Origin of the sequence: Pandoraea morbifera (genome assembly GCF_902459575.1) — a bacterium.
In the GTDB taxonomy this organism is placed as follows: domain Bacteria; phylum Pseudomonadota; class Gammaproteobacteria; order Burkholderiales; family Burkholderiaceae; genus Pandoraea; species Pandoraea morbifera.
This window is the reverse complement of the sequence record NZ_CABPSD010000011.1, coordinates 125,314-140,651: the sequence shown is the minus strand read 5'-3', so window position 1 is coordinate 140,651 and position 15,338 is coordinate 125,314. Positions and strand designations below refer to the sequence as shown.

Genomic DNA, 15,338 nt, shown 5'->3' with positions numbered 1-15,338 from the left:
GCCAATGAGATTCGGTAAAAAACGAAATAATGTGAGAGAAACCAACGTCGAGTGCATCAGTTTGTGCAACAAACGGGCGATCGGTGTCCCGCTTTTCGAGCGTCGCCCGAGACGAAATTCGGAATAGGATCGGTGGATGTCGGCGCGCCCCACGAGGTTCGGGGCACTTCGGCGCCCCAACGTGGTTCAGCGAGCGTCGTTGGCGTCGTCGAGACCCAGGGCGGCGACTTCGCTGCGCGACAGTCGGCGGATCTCCACCTTGGCGTGACCGGCCCGCACGAAACCGAGCTGTTTGGCGGCGGCGTAGGAAAGATCGATGATGCGGTTGCGCGCGTACGGCCCGCGATCGTTGATCTTCACGACCACCGTCTTGTCATTGGCCATGTTTCGCACGAGCGCGAAGCTCCCCAGCGGCAGCGTCGGATGGGCGGCCGTGGCCTCGTTCATGTCGAACGCTTCGCCGGTGGCGGTGCGCTTGCCGTGAAACTGCTTGCCATACCAGGAAGCCATGCCGGTCTGGAAGAACGTACCGGCGTCGGCGCGCAATCGTGCTTCGCCGTCGCGCTCCGGTGCATCGGGATCGCCTGGGCTGAGACCTCCGTTGCGGTAAGACCGCCCGGGCCAATGCAGATCGAAGCTCGAGCCGACTGGTGCGCTGGCTTCGCGCGCACGGGTGCGCGCGCCTGTCGCCGAGGTGGCGGCAGCCGTCTGGCTGGTGGGTTCGAGCGGCGTTGTGCAGGCTGTCAACGTCAGGGCGAGGGCGCAGCAGACCGCGAACCGTGTGAGCATGTCGCGTGTTCGCATAGCCCGAGAGTTTAACACGCCCCCCTCGTCAACCTATCAGCGAGCGTTCACTTACGCGCAAATACTTGGTTACAAAGCGTTACGGCGATTTGAGGGTCCGCCTCCAATGAGCGCGGCAAGCAAGACAGCTCGCGATTTCGTCGAAACGCCGCCGCATGCCTACCGTGCCGTCACGCCGGGCGGGCGCTGCCCGGCCCGTTTTACAATAGCGAAAAACCGCGTCCCCGATACCTCATGAACGTCACCCTGATTCCTGTCACGCCTTTCCAGCAAAACTGCACCTTGCTCGTATGCGATGCGACCCGACGCGCCGCCGTGGTCGATCCCGGCGGCGACATCGACCGGATCGCCGGCGAGATCGAACGTCAGGGGGTAACGCTGGAGAAGATCTTCCTCACGCACGGCCATCTGGACCACTGCGGCGGCGCAGGGGCGCTGGCGGCGAAGTACCACGTGCCGATCGAGGGCCCGCACCCGGATGACGCCTTCTGGATCGACCAGCTTCAGGCGCAGAGCGCGCGTTTCGGCTTCCCCGAGCCGGAACCGTTCTCGCCGGACCGCTGGCTGGGCGACGGCGACACCGTGAGCTTCGGCAACGTCACGCTCGATGTGTTCCACTGCCCCGGCCATACCCCCGGGCATGTGGTGTTCTTTTCGAAGGACGAGCGGCTGGCCAGCGTGGGCGACGTACTCTTCGCCGGCTCCATCGGCCGCACGGACTTCCCCCGCGGCAACCATGCGGACCTGATCGCATCGATCCGCAACAAGCTCTGGCCGCTCGGCGACGACGTAACGTTCATTCCGGGTCACGGCCCTGTGTCCACGTTCGGGCAGGAACGCCAGACCAACCCTTATGTTGCCGACGCCGTGCTTGCCCGGAGCGCCGTATGAGCCAGGCCGTCTCCCGCACGCCATCGCGCATCATTCCCGTGGACGAGGAGATTTTCGTCAGCACCGACGTCGAGGCGGACGGCCCCATCCCGGGCCCGCATTCGATGCTGAGTTTCGCTTCGGCGGCCTACACGGCCGACAAGGAGCTCATCGGCACGTTCAGCGCCAACCTGGAATGCCTGCCCGACGCCAAGGGGCATCCGCTCACGATGAAGTGGTGGAAAACGGAGCCGGACGCATGGGCCGCCTGCCGCGTCGATCCGGAAGACCCGGCCAAGGCCCTCAAGGCCTATGTGAAATGGGTCGAGAAGCTTCCTGGCAAACCGGTGTTCGTGGCGTACCCGGCAGGTTTCGATTTCACGTTCATGTTCTGGTACATGATGCGCTTCGTCGGTCGTTGCCCGTTCTCGTGGTCCGCGCTCGACATCAAAACGCTCGCATTCGCCATGACCGGCATGCCGTATCGCAAGTGCATAAAGCCGCGCCTGCCGCAGGTCTGGCTCGACCCGCTGCCGCACACGCACGTCGCACTCGACGACGCGCTCGAACAAGGCGCCCTGTTCTGCAACATGCTCGCCGAGCTGCGCGAGCAGCAAAAAACGCTCACCGAGCTGCCCGGCTGGCGAGGCGCCGGACTCACCGCCAACGCCGACGCGCCGGTATTCGGTTCGGCAGCCGAGCCGGCGACGGCCGCGGCCGCCAACGCCGAATCGCCCGAGGCCGGTCCGGGCAAGGACAGCGCAGCGCACGGCTGAGCGCCGCCAGCAGGACACCACGCGGGCCGTGCACCGCGACGCGCCCGCCGCATCGAAGCCGGTTCGCCCGGACACGGCGCGGCGCAGTCAGGCCCGACACGCCCGGCGGCGTGTCACAGCACGCCGTTCGCCAACTCCGGCGGGCGTGCGATCACTGCCTTCTCGCCATTGACGACGATCGGACGCTGCAACAGCTTCGGATGTTTTGCCACGGCCGCCAGCAATTGGTCGTCGGTCAATGCCGGATCGGCCAGTCCCAGTTCCGAATACTCGGCCTCGTTACTGCGGATCATCTCCCGCACGGGCACGCCCAGCAGCGCGTGCAGACGCTTGAGCTCCGCCGCCGTGGGCGGGGTCTTCAGATACTCGATGATTTGCAGGTCGCCGCCGCCCACGGCCGAGGATCCTTCGACGAGCGCCAGCGCTTCTCGCGACTTCGAGCAGCGCGGGTTGTGATACACGGTGATCATGGTCACTCCATCCAATGCGTCCAGAAAGCGTCCGGCGCGACGCCCTGCGTCACGCCTGGAACGTGCGCTCCGAGTATGCATGGTATCGTCGGATACCGCCACTCGCGGGACCCCGGTGCCGCGCGTCTGGCGCCGATCCGGACGTTGGTTGGCGTCTCATCGGCTTCTGATTCGCTTCTTATCCGCTTCTTATCCGCTTCTCAACGTTAACTTTTCGCATCGTTCGACGTACGCGCCGCAGCCCGACCGGCACCCCGCTCTACGCGCGCTTCGTGCCTGGACTACGTGTTAACCGCGCTGCGCACCGGCCCGGCGCCACCTAAGATGGCAAGTAGCGCGGTACGTCGCCCGATCCGGCTTTTCTGGAGACAGTGACATGGCAGGACGCTTCATCAGCATCAAGTCGCGCGACGGCAAGACCTTTCAGGCCTACCTGGCGCTTCCCGAAGGCGTGGGCAAGGGTCCCGGCCTGGTGCTGTGTCAGGAGATCTTCGGCGTGAACGCTTACATTCGCGAACTTGCCGACCGATACGCCGAAGAGGGCTACGTCGTCCTGGCCCCCGATCTGTTCTGGCGCATCGAGCCCGGGATCGACCTCGGCTACACGCCGGGCGACTGGCAACGTGCATTCGCGCTGTTCCAGAGTTTCGACGTCGATCTCGGGATGGAGGACGTGGGGGCGAGCGTCGATGCATTGCGCGCGCTGCCCGAATGCGTGGGCGGTGTGGGCGTCGTCGGCTACTGCCTTGGCGGCAAGCTTGCCGCGCTGTCGGTCACGCGCACGAGCGCTGACGTGGCCGTGGGCTATTACGGCGTGGGGCTGGAGCAGCACGTCGACGAACTGGCCACCGACCACCCGCCGCTGGTGCTGCATATCGCCGAGCTCGACAAATACGCCCCCGCCGAAGTGCGCGACATGCTTGCGACACGGCTGGGCGGCCGTCCCGACGTCACGCTATACGCCTACCCCGACGCCGATCACGCGTTCGCGCGCCCTGGCGATCACTTCAACCGGGCCGCGACACAGCTGGCACATCAGCGCACCATCGGTGCCCTGCGACGCGCGATCGGCCCGCACTTCGATTTCGCATCGTTGTGGGAGACGCATTGCGCATACGAATTCGCCATCCGCGAAATCGAGCCGCTGATGAAGACGATGGTCGCCGAACCGTACGTCAATCACATCCCCACGATGACGGGCGGGGTCGGCCATCAACAGCTCGCGCATTTTTACCGCCACCACTTCGTCGACAGCAATCCACCCGACACCCGGCTGATTCCGATTTCGCGCACGATTGGCGCGACCCAGCTCGTCGACGAGTTGCTGTTCTCGTTCACCCACACGACGCCGGTCGACTGGATGCTGCCGGGTGTGGCGCCGACGGGACGCCGCGTCGAGGTTCCGCTCGTGGCGATCGTTCGCTTCCGGGGCGACAAGCTTGAACACGAACATATCTACTGGGATCAGGCGAGCGTACTGGTGCAGATCGGCTTGCTCGATCCCACCGGCCTGCCGGTGGCCGGCATCGAAACCGCGCGAAAGTTGCAGGATGAGAACCTGCCGTCCAATACGCTGATGCCGAACTGGTCGTACGGCATCCGGCCGCATTGAGACCCCCGTCGGGAAGGCAGGCGGAACGCCGGGGGCGCGGCCCAGATGCCGTGCCCCTGGCGCAAGACGTGAATAGCGAAGTGTCGCCAACGTTGCGGGAGATGGCAGATGAATACGCAACTTTCCCCGCGCCTGCCATGCTGGCGGGCGGCGGGCTGGCTTACCGTGGCAGCCTGTGCCTTGACGCTCTCCGGCTGCGCCAATCCGGATTTCGAACCCAAAAAGCCCCTCGTTCTCGATCTGCTTCACCGCCCGGCGCCGCTCACCGCGCTGGACCAGTACAAGGTCGCGGCGGCGCAGCGCGTCACTGAGGTCAATGCGCGACAGATCACGCCGGGCAATCCCCAGCCCATGCTGCGCTCGGTGGTATCGCTCGAGTATTGGGTGGATCGCGGCGGCAACATCACGAGCGTGCTGCTCTATCGCAGCAACGGCGACCGCGAGGCCGAGCGCATTGCCGTGGCCAGCCTGCGACGTGCAAGCCCGCTGCCCGCGCCGAGCCGCGCGCTGGTCGACAGCAGCGGTCGCGTACGCGCCGTGGAGACTTGGCTTTTCAACGACGATGGACGTTTTCAGTTGCGCAGCGTGGCGGCGGCTCAGGTCGACGGGGAGTGATATCGTGACGGGCATACGCCCACCTGAGCGCCCGGCTTCGGGCCACGGAGATTTCCATGCCACGATTTGCCGCGAACCTGACGCTGCTTTATCAGGAAGTGCCGTTCCTCGATCGCTTTCACGAGGCTGCGAGCGACGGCTTCCGGGGCGTCGAATTCCTTTTCCCCTACGACCATCCCGCGCAGGAGATACGCGCGCGGCTCGAAGACGCCGGATTGACGCAAGTGCTCTTCAACAGCCCTGCCGGCGATTGGGCGAACGGCGAACGCGGTCTGGCGGCCCTGCCCGGGCGAGAAGCGCACTTTCGCGACGGCCTCGAGCGCGCGCTCGACTATGCCGACGCCCTGGGGTGCCGCCAGCTGCACGTGATGGCAGGGTGTCCCGACCCGGCCCAATCGCCCGAGCAGTGCCACGCCGTCTTTCTCGAAAATCTCGCGTACGCGACCGGTCAGGCCGCCGCGCACGGTGTCACGATCCTCATCGAACCGATCAATCCGCGCGACTTCCCGCGTTATTTCCTCACGCGCCAGGATCAGGCGCACGCCATTCGTCAGGCCGTCGGTGCCAGCAACCTCAAGGTGCAGTTCGACGTGTATCACTGTCAGATCGTCGAGGGGGACCTGGCAGTCAAGCTGCGCCAGCACATCGCGAACATCGGCCACGTGCAGGTCGCCGGCGTACCGGCGCGCCACGAGCCCGACACGGGCGAAGTGAATTACCCGTTCCTGTTCCGTTTGCTCGACGAACTCGGCTACGGGGGCTGGGTGGGATGCGAATACCGACCGCAGGGCGCAACGCGCGCGGGACTGGGCTGGCTGAAACCGTGGCTCAGAGCCACACGGTGAATGACATGCGCGTGCAACGTCGCACCAGGCATCTGCCCGACGTCCACTGATGAAACCTGTCAGGGAATTACGCAGGAGTGAATTGATTTCCGGACATGACTCGGAGAGCGAATCAAATCGCACGACATGTCGGAGGAAGGGTTAGGAAAGATGTAGGACCGCGCAGGCAAAAAAAATGGCGGGACACACGGGCCCGCCAAAACCACACGCTACGGGGTTAGCGCGAGGAGACCAGATTCGGAGCACTGCATCGAACTACCTCGCAATCGCGCCGGGGGACGCGTTTGCCGATACAGTCGCGCTGCTGCGTTACCGGGGGATAAGCACATCAGCGTTGAGATGCATTGTGTGGGAAACGTTTGGCAGGAGGGGTAACAAAGTGTTTCAGGTTGTAACACCTGGCGCGCATTCGGACACGCCCACATGGCCTGTCTCCCTTGTCCCACAAGGATTTCACGGCTTCCATCGCGACGGCGAATTGGTTCGCATTCCTGAGTAACTCGCCCGCTGAAGCATCCGCTCGATGGATGCCGGGTTCGCCGCTTCGGCGTCGGCACGTTCGGTGCCCGGGTTGCACGCCGTCGGCGTCAATGTGCTAACTTCAATCTTTGTGCGTGGCAGCAAAGTGGTTGCCCGGACGCCCTGCGACGCCTCCGCGATACGCCGGCGCACTCATTTGGGGCATCGGCGACGCACACCGAACACCGAATTCGTCCAACCACCGCTTCGGCCCCGGGGGCCGCATTCGCATGGAAACCATTGAACGACTGGGGCAGATTCTGTCGCGCGACCGCGTCATCGGCGTCGTGGGTCTTTCGCCGCGGCCCGATCGGCCGAGCTACACGACGTCGCGCTACATGCAGCAGCACGGCTATCGCATCGTGCCGATCAACCCGCAGGCTGCCGACTCGGGCGAGAAGATTCTGGGCGAGACGGTCTACGCCAGTCTGACCGAGGCGGCAGACGCCTTGCGCGCCGAGGGTGTGCGCATCCAGATGGTCGACTGCTTTCGCCGCAGCGGAGACATTCCGCCGATTGCCGACGAAGCGGTCGCGATCGGCGCCAGCAGCCTGTGGATGCAATTGGGCATCGAAAACGACGAGGCCGCGGCCGTCGCGCTGGCGGCGGGGCTCGACGTCGTGATGGACCGCTGCGTCAAGATCGAGCATCAGCGCTGGCAGATGCTCGGCGCGGGCGTCTCACCGGCCGGTCAGCGCACGAACGCCCGCTGACCGGCCGACCTGCTTTCCATTGCGTTCTGCGGCCCGTTCCGCCAGCGCCGGATCGACCCGGCATCCCTTTCCGACAACGCCACGCCGTCCGCCTGCCAACATGACCATCGACGCCGATCTACTCGCCTATTACGACCAAATGGGGCGCAAGTACCCCCAGCCCGCCGACGCCGCTGCGCAGAGCCCACAGGCGGTGCGCGCCAGGTTCGCCACCATCGCCACCGAGGCGCTGCGCCCGCTGCCGGCCGGGCTTCGCAGCGAGACGCTCGAAATTCCCCTGCCCGGGCGCAACCTGCGCGCCAGGCTGTATCGACCGGTGACTGGCGAAGTCCCGCTAGTGGTGTACTTCCACGGCGGTGGTTGGGTGGTGGGTGACGTCGATACGCATGGCACGGTCACCGCCCTTCTTGCGCAGGACGGCGAAGTGGCCGTGCTCAGCGTGGATTACCGCCTGGCGCCCGAGCATCCGTTTCCCGCGCCCGTCGACGATGCGCGCGAGGCGCTCGCATGGGCAGCGGAGCAGCGGGCGCGACTCGGGGTCCGCCTGGATCGTCTGGCCGTCGCCGGCGACAGCGCCGGGGGACATCTCGCGGCGCAGGCGGCGGCATGGTTCAACGACCGGCATCCGGGCATGATCGGTGCGCAGTTGTTGATCTATCCGGTGGTGCAGCCTCGCTTCGATACGCCGAGCTACGAGCGTCTGGCCAACGGCGTCGGGCTCACGCGCGACGAAATGCGCTGGTATTGGAAGATGTTCCTCGGCGATGCCGAGCCGGCGGCGAACGACGTCCGTGTCAACCTGATGGCCGAGGCGCCCCGGCATCCGTTGCCGAACACGCTCGTCATTGCGGCCGAGTATGACCCGTTGCACGACGAAGCCGTGTCGTACGCCGAGTTCGTGGCGCGCACCGGCGCCCGGGCCGAGGTCGTGCCGGCCGCCGGTCTCACGCACAGCTTCGCACGGTTGCAGCCGTTCGTACCGCAGGCGAGGCTCGTGATGCACGACGCCGCGAAGCGCCTGCGGGACTGGCTCGCCTGACACGGCGACGTTCAGGCGAGCATTCCGGTGACGAGACGGCCGACGCCATCTTTCACCCGGCGTTCGCCCGCCGCAGCGGGCGATGCGCTTACTTCAGCCACTTGTCGACGACGGCCTGATACTCGCCGGTCTTCTGCGCGAGGTTCAGCCACTGGTCGACGTACTGCTTGAAGATGTCGTCGCCGCGCGGCAGCAGATACGCCTTCTCGCCGAACTGCAGCGGCTTGTCGGGATTCACCGGACAGAGCGTCGGGTTGAGTTTGTGCTGCAGCAGCGTCTCCGATGAATCCGTGACCATCACGTCGGCCTTGCCTTCGGCGATCTGCTGGAAGATCGTCACGTTGTCAGGGTAGATCGTGAGGTTGGCGTTCGGCAGGTACTGACGCGCGAAGCGCTCGTTCGTGCCCCCGGGGTTCGCAATGGCCCGCGTGCTCGGCTTGTTCAGGTCGGCGAGCGTCTGGTATTTCGACACGTCGGCACAGCGCACGATCGGCGACTTGCCGTCGACCATGACCACCCGGCTGTAGTAGGCGCGCGCGGCGCGATCGAGCGTGACCGAAATCCCGCCCACCGCGATATCGCACTTGCCGGCGGTGAAGTCCGCCATCAGGCCTTTCCACGTGGTCGGCACGATCTCGGGCTTCACGCCCAACGACTTCGCGAGCGACGCGACGAGATCCACGTCGATGCCTTCGAACTGTCCGTCCGGGCGACGATACGAGTAAGGCTTGTAATCGCCCGTGGCACAAGCGCGCAACGTGCCCGACTTCACGATGTCGTCGAGCCGGGAATGGACGGCCGGTGCGGGGGTGGATTGCGCGAAGGTGGCGGATGCGGCGAGTGCCGTTGCCGCCACGAGGACCGCGCGGGCGGCCGTCTTCATGGCATTCATGCTTGTCTCCTGTTGTTCTGCGATGGTATTGACGAAGTGCCGACGCGCTGTCCGATGCGGTGCGCGACGCCCAATACTAATCACACACACGAGCGCCGCCAACCGTCACGACAGGCCCGGCGTTGTCTTCCCGCCATACCCGTGCCCCCGGCATTCCCCCGGCCGCATGGCCCGGTGTGACGTCTTCCCGACCTTCACGCTCATTCGTGGCCGCTTTTCGTCTTATCTGCGGCATAACGGCCCGCAAACCGACCGCGCGCGGGATACCCGAGTAAAATGGCCGCTTGCCCAAACCCTCCAACCCACCGCTGCGACGTGTCCCAAGCTCTGCAAAACGATACTTTCCTGCGCGCCCTGCTGCGCCAGCCGACCGAGTACACGCCGATCTGGCTGATGCGCCAGGCGGGCCGGTACCTGCCCGAGTACAACGCCACCCGCGCCAAGGCCGGCAGCTTCCTGGCACTCGCCAAGAATCCCGCTTACGCCACCGAGGTCACGTTGCAACCGCTCGAGCGCTTCCCGCTCGACGCCGCGATCCTGTTCTCCGACATCCTCACGATTCCCGACGCCATGGGCCTCGGCCTGTCGTTCGAAGCCGGCGAAGGGCCGCGCTTCGCGCATCCGCTGCGCACCGAAACCGACGTGCGCCGCCTGCGCGCGCCGGATCTCGACAGCCTGCGCTACGTTTTCGACGCGGTGAGCGAAATCCGCCGCGCCCTGAAGGGCCGCGTGCCGCTCATCGGCTTTTCCGGCAGCCCTTGGACGCTTGCGTGCTACATGGTCGAAGGCGCCGGATCGTCGGACTTCCGCACCGTCAAGACGATGATGTACGAGCGTCCGGACCTGATGACGCACATTCTCGAGACGAACGCGAAGGCGGTCGGCGACTACCTCAACGCGCAGATCGAAGCTGGCGCACAGACGGTAATGGTGTTCGACACGTGGGGCGGCGCCCTGGCCGACGGCCTTTACCAGCGCTTCTCGCTCGCCTACATGCAAAAGGCGCTCGCCGGCGTTCACCGCGAGTGGAACGGCGCGCGCATTCCGCATATCGTCTTTACCAAAGGCGGCGGTCAGTGGCTCGAGGCCATCGCAGAGACCGGCCCCGACGCGATCGGACTGGACTGGACGGTCGATCTCGCTGCGGCGCGTCGCCGCGTGGGCGAACGTTGTGCACTGCAAGGCAATTTCGATCCTACGGCCCTTTTTGCCTCGCCCGAGGCTATCCGGATGGAGGTGCGCCGCTTGCTCGACGCGTATGGCAATGCACCGGGTCATGTCTTCAATCTGGGGCATGGCATCTCCCAGTTCACGCAGCCCCAGCACGTCGCGGCGCTCGTCGACGAGGTGCACAGTTATAGCCGCAAGCTGCGCCAGATGGCGTAAACGGTGACCCGCGGTGACCCGCGCCAGCGTCGGCGCGGCTTTGCGGGTCATTTTGCCCTGCAAACCCAACCGCCGTTTGAAGCTCGCGATGTCAAGGGTCAAGTCATCGAAGAACCCTTCCAATTTGCGGCGTTGTCCCGAAGACTTATGCACAAATTCTCGCTGCGCCGCCGCAAGTGGGAGTGCCAGGCAAGGTACCGTCCACGCTATTCATAAGCTATTGATCAAAAAGCTTTTTTATTTGCCCCAAAGTCGGAGCGCCGCGCGGCGCGAGGGCCGTGTGGCGAGGCTGAGGGGCAATAATCCCCACAGTTCTCAACATAGTTATCCACAAGCGCCTCACACCCGCCGGAAAGCCGACTCAAATCCGGGGTTTAGCGAAACTTCTCAGGATTCACTTTAAGTTTGAGCCGCGCCGACGATTTGTCCGCCCCCTCTTTTGCGTCATTGGACGACGCATCGCGCCCGGTCACCGATTCGCGTACCGGAGTGCCCACTATCGCCCGCGTGGCCCTCGACACGCCACTTCCTACCCTGTTCGACTATCGTCTCGATCAGGCCGCGTCCCTCGGTCAACTGGTCCAGGTTCCGTTCGGACGGCGACAGGTCGTGGGTATTGTCTGGGAATTGACGCAGCGCAGCGACGTTCCGTCCGCGAAGCTGCGAGATGTGACTTCGGTATGGCACGAATTGCCGGCACTCGGCGACGACTGGCGCGATCTGATGCAGTTTGCCGCGCGCTACTACCAGCGCGGCATTGGGGAAGTGGCGCTGCCCGCCGTGCCCGGACATCTTCGTACGCCGATGCGATGGTCGCGCCTGCTCGCCCGACGGGGCGTGCAGCGCTTTCGCGTGGCCGACGGCGCGCTGCCCGCGCTCATGGACAATGTGCCCGCCCGGCTGCGCGCGCAGCGCCGCCTGGCCGAGGGGCTCGCGCAAGCCGGCACGCTGGACGCCGACGAAGCGCGCGCCCTCTGCGCGAAAGCGGCCGACGTGCTCAAGCAGTGGGCCGCCGCCGGCTGGGTCGTGGTGGAAACGGTGCCGTTTCACGAAACGGTACGCGAAGCGGACGAACGCGACGACAGCGACAGCATCGGCGACCTGAACGCACTGGATGTGTCGGGCGCCACGGCCCCGCCCGCAGCCGACCGCACCCTGACGACCGGCCAGGCCGATGCCGTAGCCGCCATTCACGAGGCGCTCGCCGCCGCCGGTGCGCGGCGTCTGGCCGCCGCCCGGGCGAGGCCCGACAGGCCCGCCGAAGATACGCCCGCCTGCACGCCGTTCCTCCTGTACGGGGTGACGGGCAGCGGCAAGACCGAGGTGTACCTGCGCGCCGTCGCCGAAGCGCTGCGCGAGCCCGAGGCGCAGGTACTCGTGCTCGTGCCGGAGATCAACCTGACGCCGCAACTCGAAGGCGTCTTTCGCACACGGTTCCCGGACGAGACACTCGTCACCCTGCACAGCGCGCTGGCCGAAGGCGAGCGCGCCCGGCATTGGCTTGCGGCGCACCGCGGCGAAGCCCGCGTGGTGCTCGGCACACGGCTGGCGATCATGGCGTCACTGCCGCATCTGCGTTTGATTGTGATCGACGAAGAGCACGATCCGTCGTACAAGCAGCAGGAAGGCCTGCGCTATTCGGCGCGAGACCTCGCCATCTGGCGGGCGAACCGCCTGCGCATTCCCGTGGTGCTCGGCTCGGCCACCCCCTCGCTCGACAGCTGGCGGCGCGCCGAGCAGGGGCGATACGTGCGACTCGCCATGCCCGAGCGCGCTACACCCGACGCGGTGCTGCCGCGAGTTTCTCTCATCGACATGGAAATCGAGCGCAAGCGCCAGCGCGAGGTGCACGAAGGGTTGTCGCAACCGCTGCTCGCCGCCCTCCGGGCGCGTCTCGAAGCGGGCGAGCAAAGCCTGCTCTTCCTGAATCGGCGCGGGTACGCGCCCGTGCTCAATTGCGACGCCTGCGGCTGGATCAGCGACTGCCGCCGTTGCAGCGCGCACATGGTGCTGCACAAGCCGGAACGCCGTCTGCGCTGTCATCATTGCGGCGCCGAAGCGCGCATCCCGCACGCCTGCCCCGACTGCGGCAACCTCGATCTCGCGCCGCTCGGGCGCGGCACACAACGTATCGAGGAAGCGCTGACGGCCCACTTCCCCGACGCGCGGCTCGCCCGCATCGACGCCGACAGTACACGCCGCAAGGGCAGCGCACAGGCGCTCTTCGCGCAGGTGCATGCCGGCGAGGTCGACATCCTCATCGGCACGCAGATGGTCGCCAAGGGACACGACTTCCGCAATGTCACGCTCGTGGGCGTGGTCAACGCCGACAGCGCACTGTTCTCGCACGACTTCAGAGCCGCCGAACGACTTTTCGCACAACTCATGCAAGTGTCCGGTCGCGCCGGCCGGGCCGCCCGGGCCGACGGCCCCGGCGACGTGCTGATCCAGACCCGATACGCCTCGCACCCTTTATTCGCGTCGCTCATGCGTCACGACTACCCCGGCTTTGCCGCGCAGCAACTGGAGGAGCGACGTGTCGCACTGCTGCCGCCGTTCACGCACCAGGCCCTGCTGCGTGCCGAGGCCCGCAAGCTCGACGACGCCATGGCCTTCCTGCGGCAGGCGCGCGAGATCGCCGCCACCCCGGCGCTGAACGACCCGCGAATCTCCCTGTGGGACCCGGTGCCGATGACGATGGTCAGGATCGCGGGCACGGAGCGCGCGCAACTCGTTGTGGAAAGCCCGCATCGCGGCGCGCTCCAGCGCTTTCTCACGCAATGGATGAGCGAGCTGCGCGCTCTCCGGGCGCCGGTGCGATGGCACCTCGAAGTGGATCCCCTCGAAATATAAATCGGTATACAGCGTTCCGGAAATTTGACAACATCGCCAGAATCTCCGACGATGCGACCATAAGTCGAACGCCGCACGACGAACGGTTCACGTCATCTGCACGACAAAGAAGTTCTACAGGAGACATCCGATGAAGTCGCACGACCGGAGCGCGCCCCCCACGGCGCCACATACCGCTGTATCCGCCGCATCCCCCATTCTCCCGCCCGAATACGCGTTCTCCGAGGCGCCGCCGGAGTCGGCGCTGGCAGAAGTCTCGCGGCGTCGCTTTCTGCGCCGCGCCGGGGCACTGAGCGTCGGGGCCACGCTGGCCGGGCGGGCGCTCGACGTTTTCGCGGCGGCCACCGCGCCGACGACAGTCACGCTGCCATTCGCCAACGGCGAGCGCGAACTCGTCGCGTATCCGCAAAAGCGTCCGCTGATCCGGCTCACGGCACGACCGCCACAACTGGAAACGCCCTTCGAGGTGTTCAATGACGGGCTGATCACGCCCAACGACGCCTTCTTCGTGCGCTATCACCTTGCGGGCATCCCCACCGACATCGATCCGGCAAAGCACCGCATTCGCGTGGGCGGCAGTGTGAGCAAACCGCTCGAGATCTCGCTCGCCTCGCTGAAGAAGGACTTTGGCCCGCCCGTGGAAATCGTGGCCGTCCATCAGTGCTCGGGCAATAGCCGCGGCTTTTTCGAGCCGCGCGTGGCAGGCGGGCAGATCGCCAACGGCGCCATGGGCAACGCCCGCTGGCGCGGCATTCCGCTCAAGCGAATTCTCGAGCGCGCAGGGGTGTCGCCCAGTGCGAAGCAGGTCACCTTCGAGGGTCTGGACCGTCCGATCGTGCCTGCCACGCCGGAGTTCGTGAAGGCGCTCGACCTCGACCACGCGATGGACGGCGAAGTGATGATCGCGTTCGCCATGAACGGCAAGGACCTGCCGATGCTCAACGGCTTCCCGGTGCGGCTGGTCGTGCCCGGGTACTACGGTACTTACTGGGTCAAGCACCTGGCCGACATCAACGTCATCGACAAGGTATTCGACGGTTTCTGGATGGCCACGGCCTATCGCATCCCGGATAACGACTGCAATTGCGTCGAACCCGGCAAGGCCCCCGAAAAGACGAAGCCGATCGGCCGCTTCACCGTGCGTTCGTTCATTACCAGCCACGCCGACGGTCAGCAGGTCGCCGCCGGCAAGGCCATGCGCGTGCGAGGCATTGCATTCGACGGCGGCGAAGGCATTCGCGACGTGCAATTTTCGACCGACGGCGGCCAGACATGGCACGCCGCGAAACTGGGCCAGGAGTTGTCGAAATACTCGTTCCGCGAATGGACGGCGAATTTCACCCCGCCACAGGCGGGCGAGTATGTTCTGAAAGTGCGGGCGACGAATCGTGCAGGGGTTACGCAACCGCTGCAATCGTTGTGGAATCCGGCTGGCTATCTGCGCAACGGCGTGGAATCCGTGCGCGTAGTCGCGGCTTGAGACAGGGGACGATCATGAACGCAGTCAAATTTGCGAACGTCGCCGCCTTGCTGGCCGGCCTGAGCGGCGCCCTTCTCACGCTCGGCGCGTCTTCGGCGCACGCCCTGGAGATCAAGCTGCCGCAGGAGACCGCACAGCTCAAGGCTTCCACGCTTGCCGGTCATCAGGCCGCCAACGCCTGGTGCGTGATGTGTCACTCCGTGGACTACGTCAACACCCAGCCGCCGATGCCCGCCGCTTTCTGGCACGCGGAAGTCGCGAAGATGGTGAAGGTGTACGGCGCGCCGATTCCCGAAGATCAGGTCAAGCTGATCGCCGAGTACCTCGGCAAGACGTACGGCACCGACCAGAAGTAACCCCTCGGCCCCGGGACGCCCCCGGGGCCTCACCGCACCGCCCCTCCCCCGCAAGCCCGTTCGCCCCGACTCGGTGCAACCCGAATTTTGACGCTGGTTGCACCTCCT

Annotated in this window: 14 protein-coding genes; 11 read left to right on the top strand and 3 right to left on the bottom strand. The window is 65.7% G+C overall.

The genetic code is table 11. From position 1 onward, the window contains the following. Positions 1 to 186: 186 nt before the first annotated feature. Entirely contained in the window at positions 187 to 789 is a 603-nt protein-coding gene (locus PMO31116_RS17980) for a septal ring lytic transglycosylase RlpA family protein (RefSeq protein WP_150567920.1), read from the bottom strand. A gap of 249 nt (positions 790 to 1,038) precedes the next feature. On the opposite strand from PMO31116_RS17980, the gene PMO31116_RS17975 reads away from it, so the two are divergent. Both PMO31116_RS17975 and PMO31116_RS17970 read left to right on the top strand, forming a co-directional pair. Then, positions 1,039 to 1,695, top strand: a complete 657-nt coding sequence (locus PMO31116_RS17975; protein ID WP_150567919.1) for an MBL fold metallo-hydrolase — start codon at positions 1,039 to 1,041, stop codon at positions 1,693 to 1,695. Then, positions 1,692 to 2,450 (top strand): 3'-5' exonuclease family protein, encoded by a 759-nt coding sequence (locus PMO31116_RS17970; RefSeq protein WP_150567918.1) that lies wholly within the window; start codon positions 1,692 to 1,694, stop codon positions 2,448 to 2,450. The genes PMO31116_RS17975 and PMO31116_RS17970 overlap by 4 nt, the downstream gene beginning before the upstream one ends. 113 nt (positions 2,451 to 2,563) lie before the next feature. Here PMO31116_RS17970 and arsC read toward each other — a convergent pair whose 3' ends face one another. Further along, positions 2,564 to 2,920 (bottom strand): arsenate reductase (glutaredoxin), encoded by a 357-nt coding sequence (gene arsC / locus PMO31116_RS17965; protein ID WP_150567917.1) that lies wholly within the window; start codon positions 2,918 to 2,920, stop codon positions 2,564 to 2,566. 376 nt (positions 2,921 to 3,296) lie between these two features. Here arsC and PMO31116_RS17960 point away from each other — a divergent pair, with 376 nt between their 5' ends. The 5 genes from PMO31116_RS17960 to PMO31116_RS17940 all read left to right on the top strand — a co-directional run bounded on the left by PMO31116_RS17960 (position 3,297) and on the right by PMO31116_RS17940 (position 8,263). Beyond that, on the top strand, positions 3,297 to 4,532 hold the full coding sequence (locus PMO31116_RS17960) for a dienelactone hydrolase family protein (RefSeq protein ID WP_150567916.1): 1,236 nt from the start codon (positions 3,297 to 3,299) through the stop codon (positions 4,530 to 4,532). Between the two features lie 108 nt (positions 4,533 to 4,640). Then, entirely contained in the window at positions 4,641 to 5,147 is a 507-nt protein-coding gene (locus PMO31116_RS17955) for an energy transducer TonB family protein (RefSeq protein ID WP_150567915.1), read from the top strand. Between the two features lie 56 nt (positions 5,148 to 5,203). Further along, positions 5,204 to 5,992 (top strand): 2-oxo-tetronate isomerase, encoded by a 789-nt coding sequence (gene otnI / locus PMO31116_RS17950; RefSeq protein ID WP_150567914.1) that lies wholly within the window; start codon positions 5,204 to 5,206, stop codon positions 5,990 to 5,992. A gap of 749 nt (positions 5,993 to 6,741) precedes the next feature. Then, positions 6,742 to 7,224 carry a CoA-binding protein gene (locus tag PMO31116_RS17945; protein ID WP_150567913.1) on the top strand — a complete coding sequence of 161 codons (483 nt, stop codon included), beginning with the start codon at positions 6,742 to 6,744 and terminating at the stop codon, positions 7,222 to 7,224. Between the two features lie 100 nt (positions 7,225 to 7,324). Beyond that, positions 7,325 to 8,263 carry an alpha/beta hydrolase gene (locus PMO31116_RS17940; RefSeq protein WP_150567912.1) on the top strand — a complete coding sequence of 313 codons (939 nt, stop codon included), beginning with the start codon at positions 7,325 to 7,327 and terminating at the stop codon, positions 8,261 to 8,263. A gap of 88 nt (positions 8,264 to 8,351) precedes the next feature. On the opposite strand, the gene PMO31116_RS17935 is transcribed toward PMO31116_RS17940, so the two are convergent. Continuing rightward, positions 8,352 to 9,146 (bottom strand): transporter substrate-binding domain-containing protein, encoded by a 795-nt coding sequence (locus PMO31116_RS17935; RefSeq protein ID WP_150567946.1) that lies wholly within the window; start codon positions 9,144 to 9,146, stop codon positions 8,352 to 8,354. Between the two features lie 285 nt (positions 9,147 to 9,431). Here PMO31116_RS17935 and hemE point away from each other — a divergent pair, with 285 nt between their 5' ends. The 4 genes from hemE to sorB all read left to right on the top strand — a co-directional run bounded on the left by hemE (position 9,432) and on the right by sorB (position 15,230). Further along, positions 9,432 to 10,541, top strand: a complete 1,110-nt coding sequence (gene hemE, locus PMO31116_RS17930) for a uroporphyrinogen decarboxylase (protein ID WP_150567911.1) — start codon at positions 9,432 to 9,434, stop codon at positions 10,539 to 10,541. Between the two features lie 489 nt (positions 10,542 to 11,030). Beyond that, positions 11,031 to 13,394: a primosomal protein N' gene (locus tag PMO31116_RS17925; RefSeq protein WP_246185358.1), complete on the top strand. Its 2,364-nt coding sequence runs from the start codon at positions 11,031 to 11,033 to the stop codon at positions 13,392 to 13,394. A 130-nt stretch (positions 13,395 to 13,524) separates the two neighbouring features. After that, entirely contained in the window at positions 13,525 to 14,874 is a 1,350-nt protein-coding gene (gene sorA, locus PMO31116_RS17920) for a SorA family sulfite dehydrogenase catalytic subunit (RefSeq protein ID WP_246185357.1), read from the top strand. A 14-nt stretch (positions 14,875 to 14,888) separates the two neighbouring features. Continuing rightward, positions 14,889 to 15,230 (top strand): SorB family sulfite dehydrogenase c-type cytochrome subunit, encoded by a 342-nt coding sequence (gene sorB / locus PMO31116_RS17915; RefSeq protein ID WP_150567909.1) that lies wholly within the window; start codon positions 14,889 to 14,891, stop codon positions 15,228 to 15,230. The last annotated feature ends 108 nt before the right edge of the window (positions 15,231 to 15,338 follow it).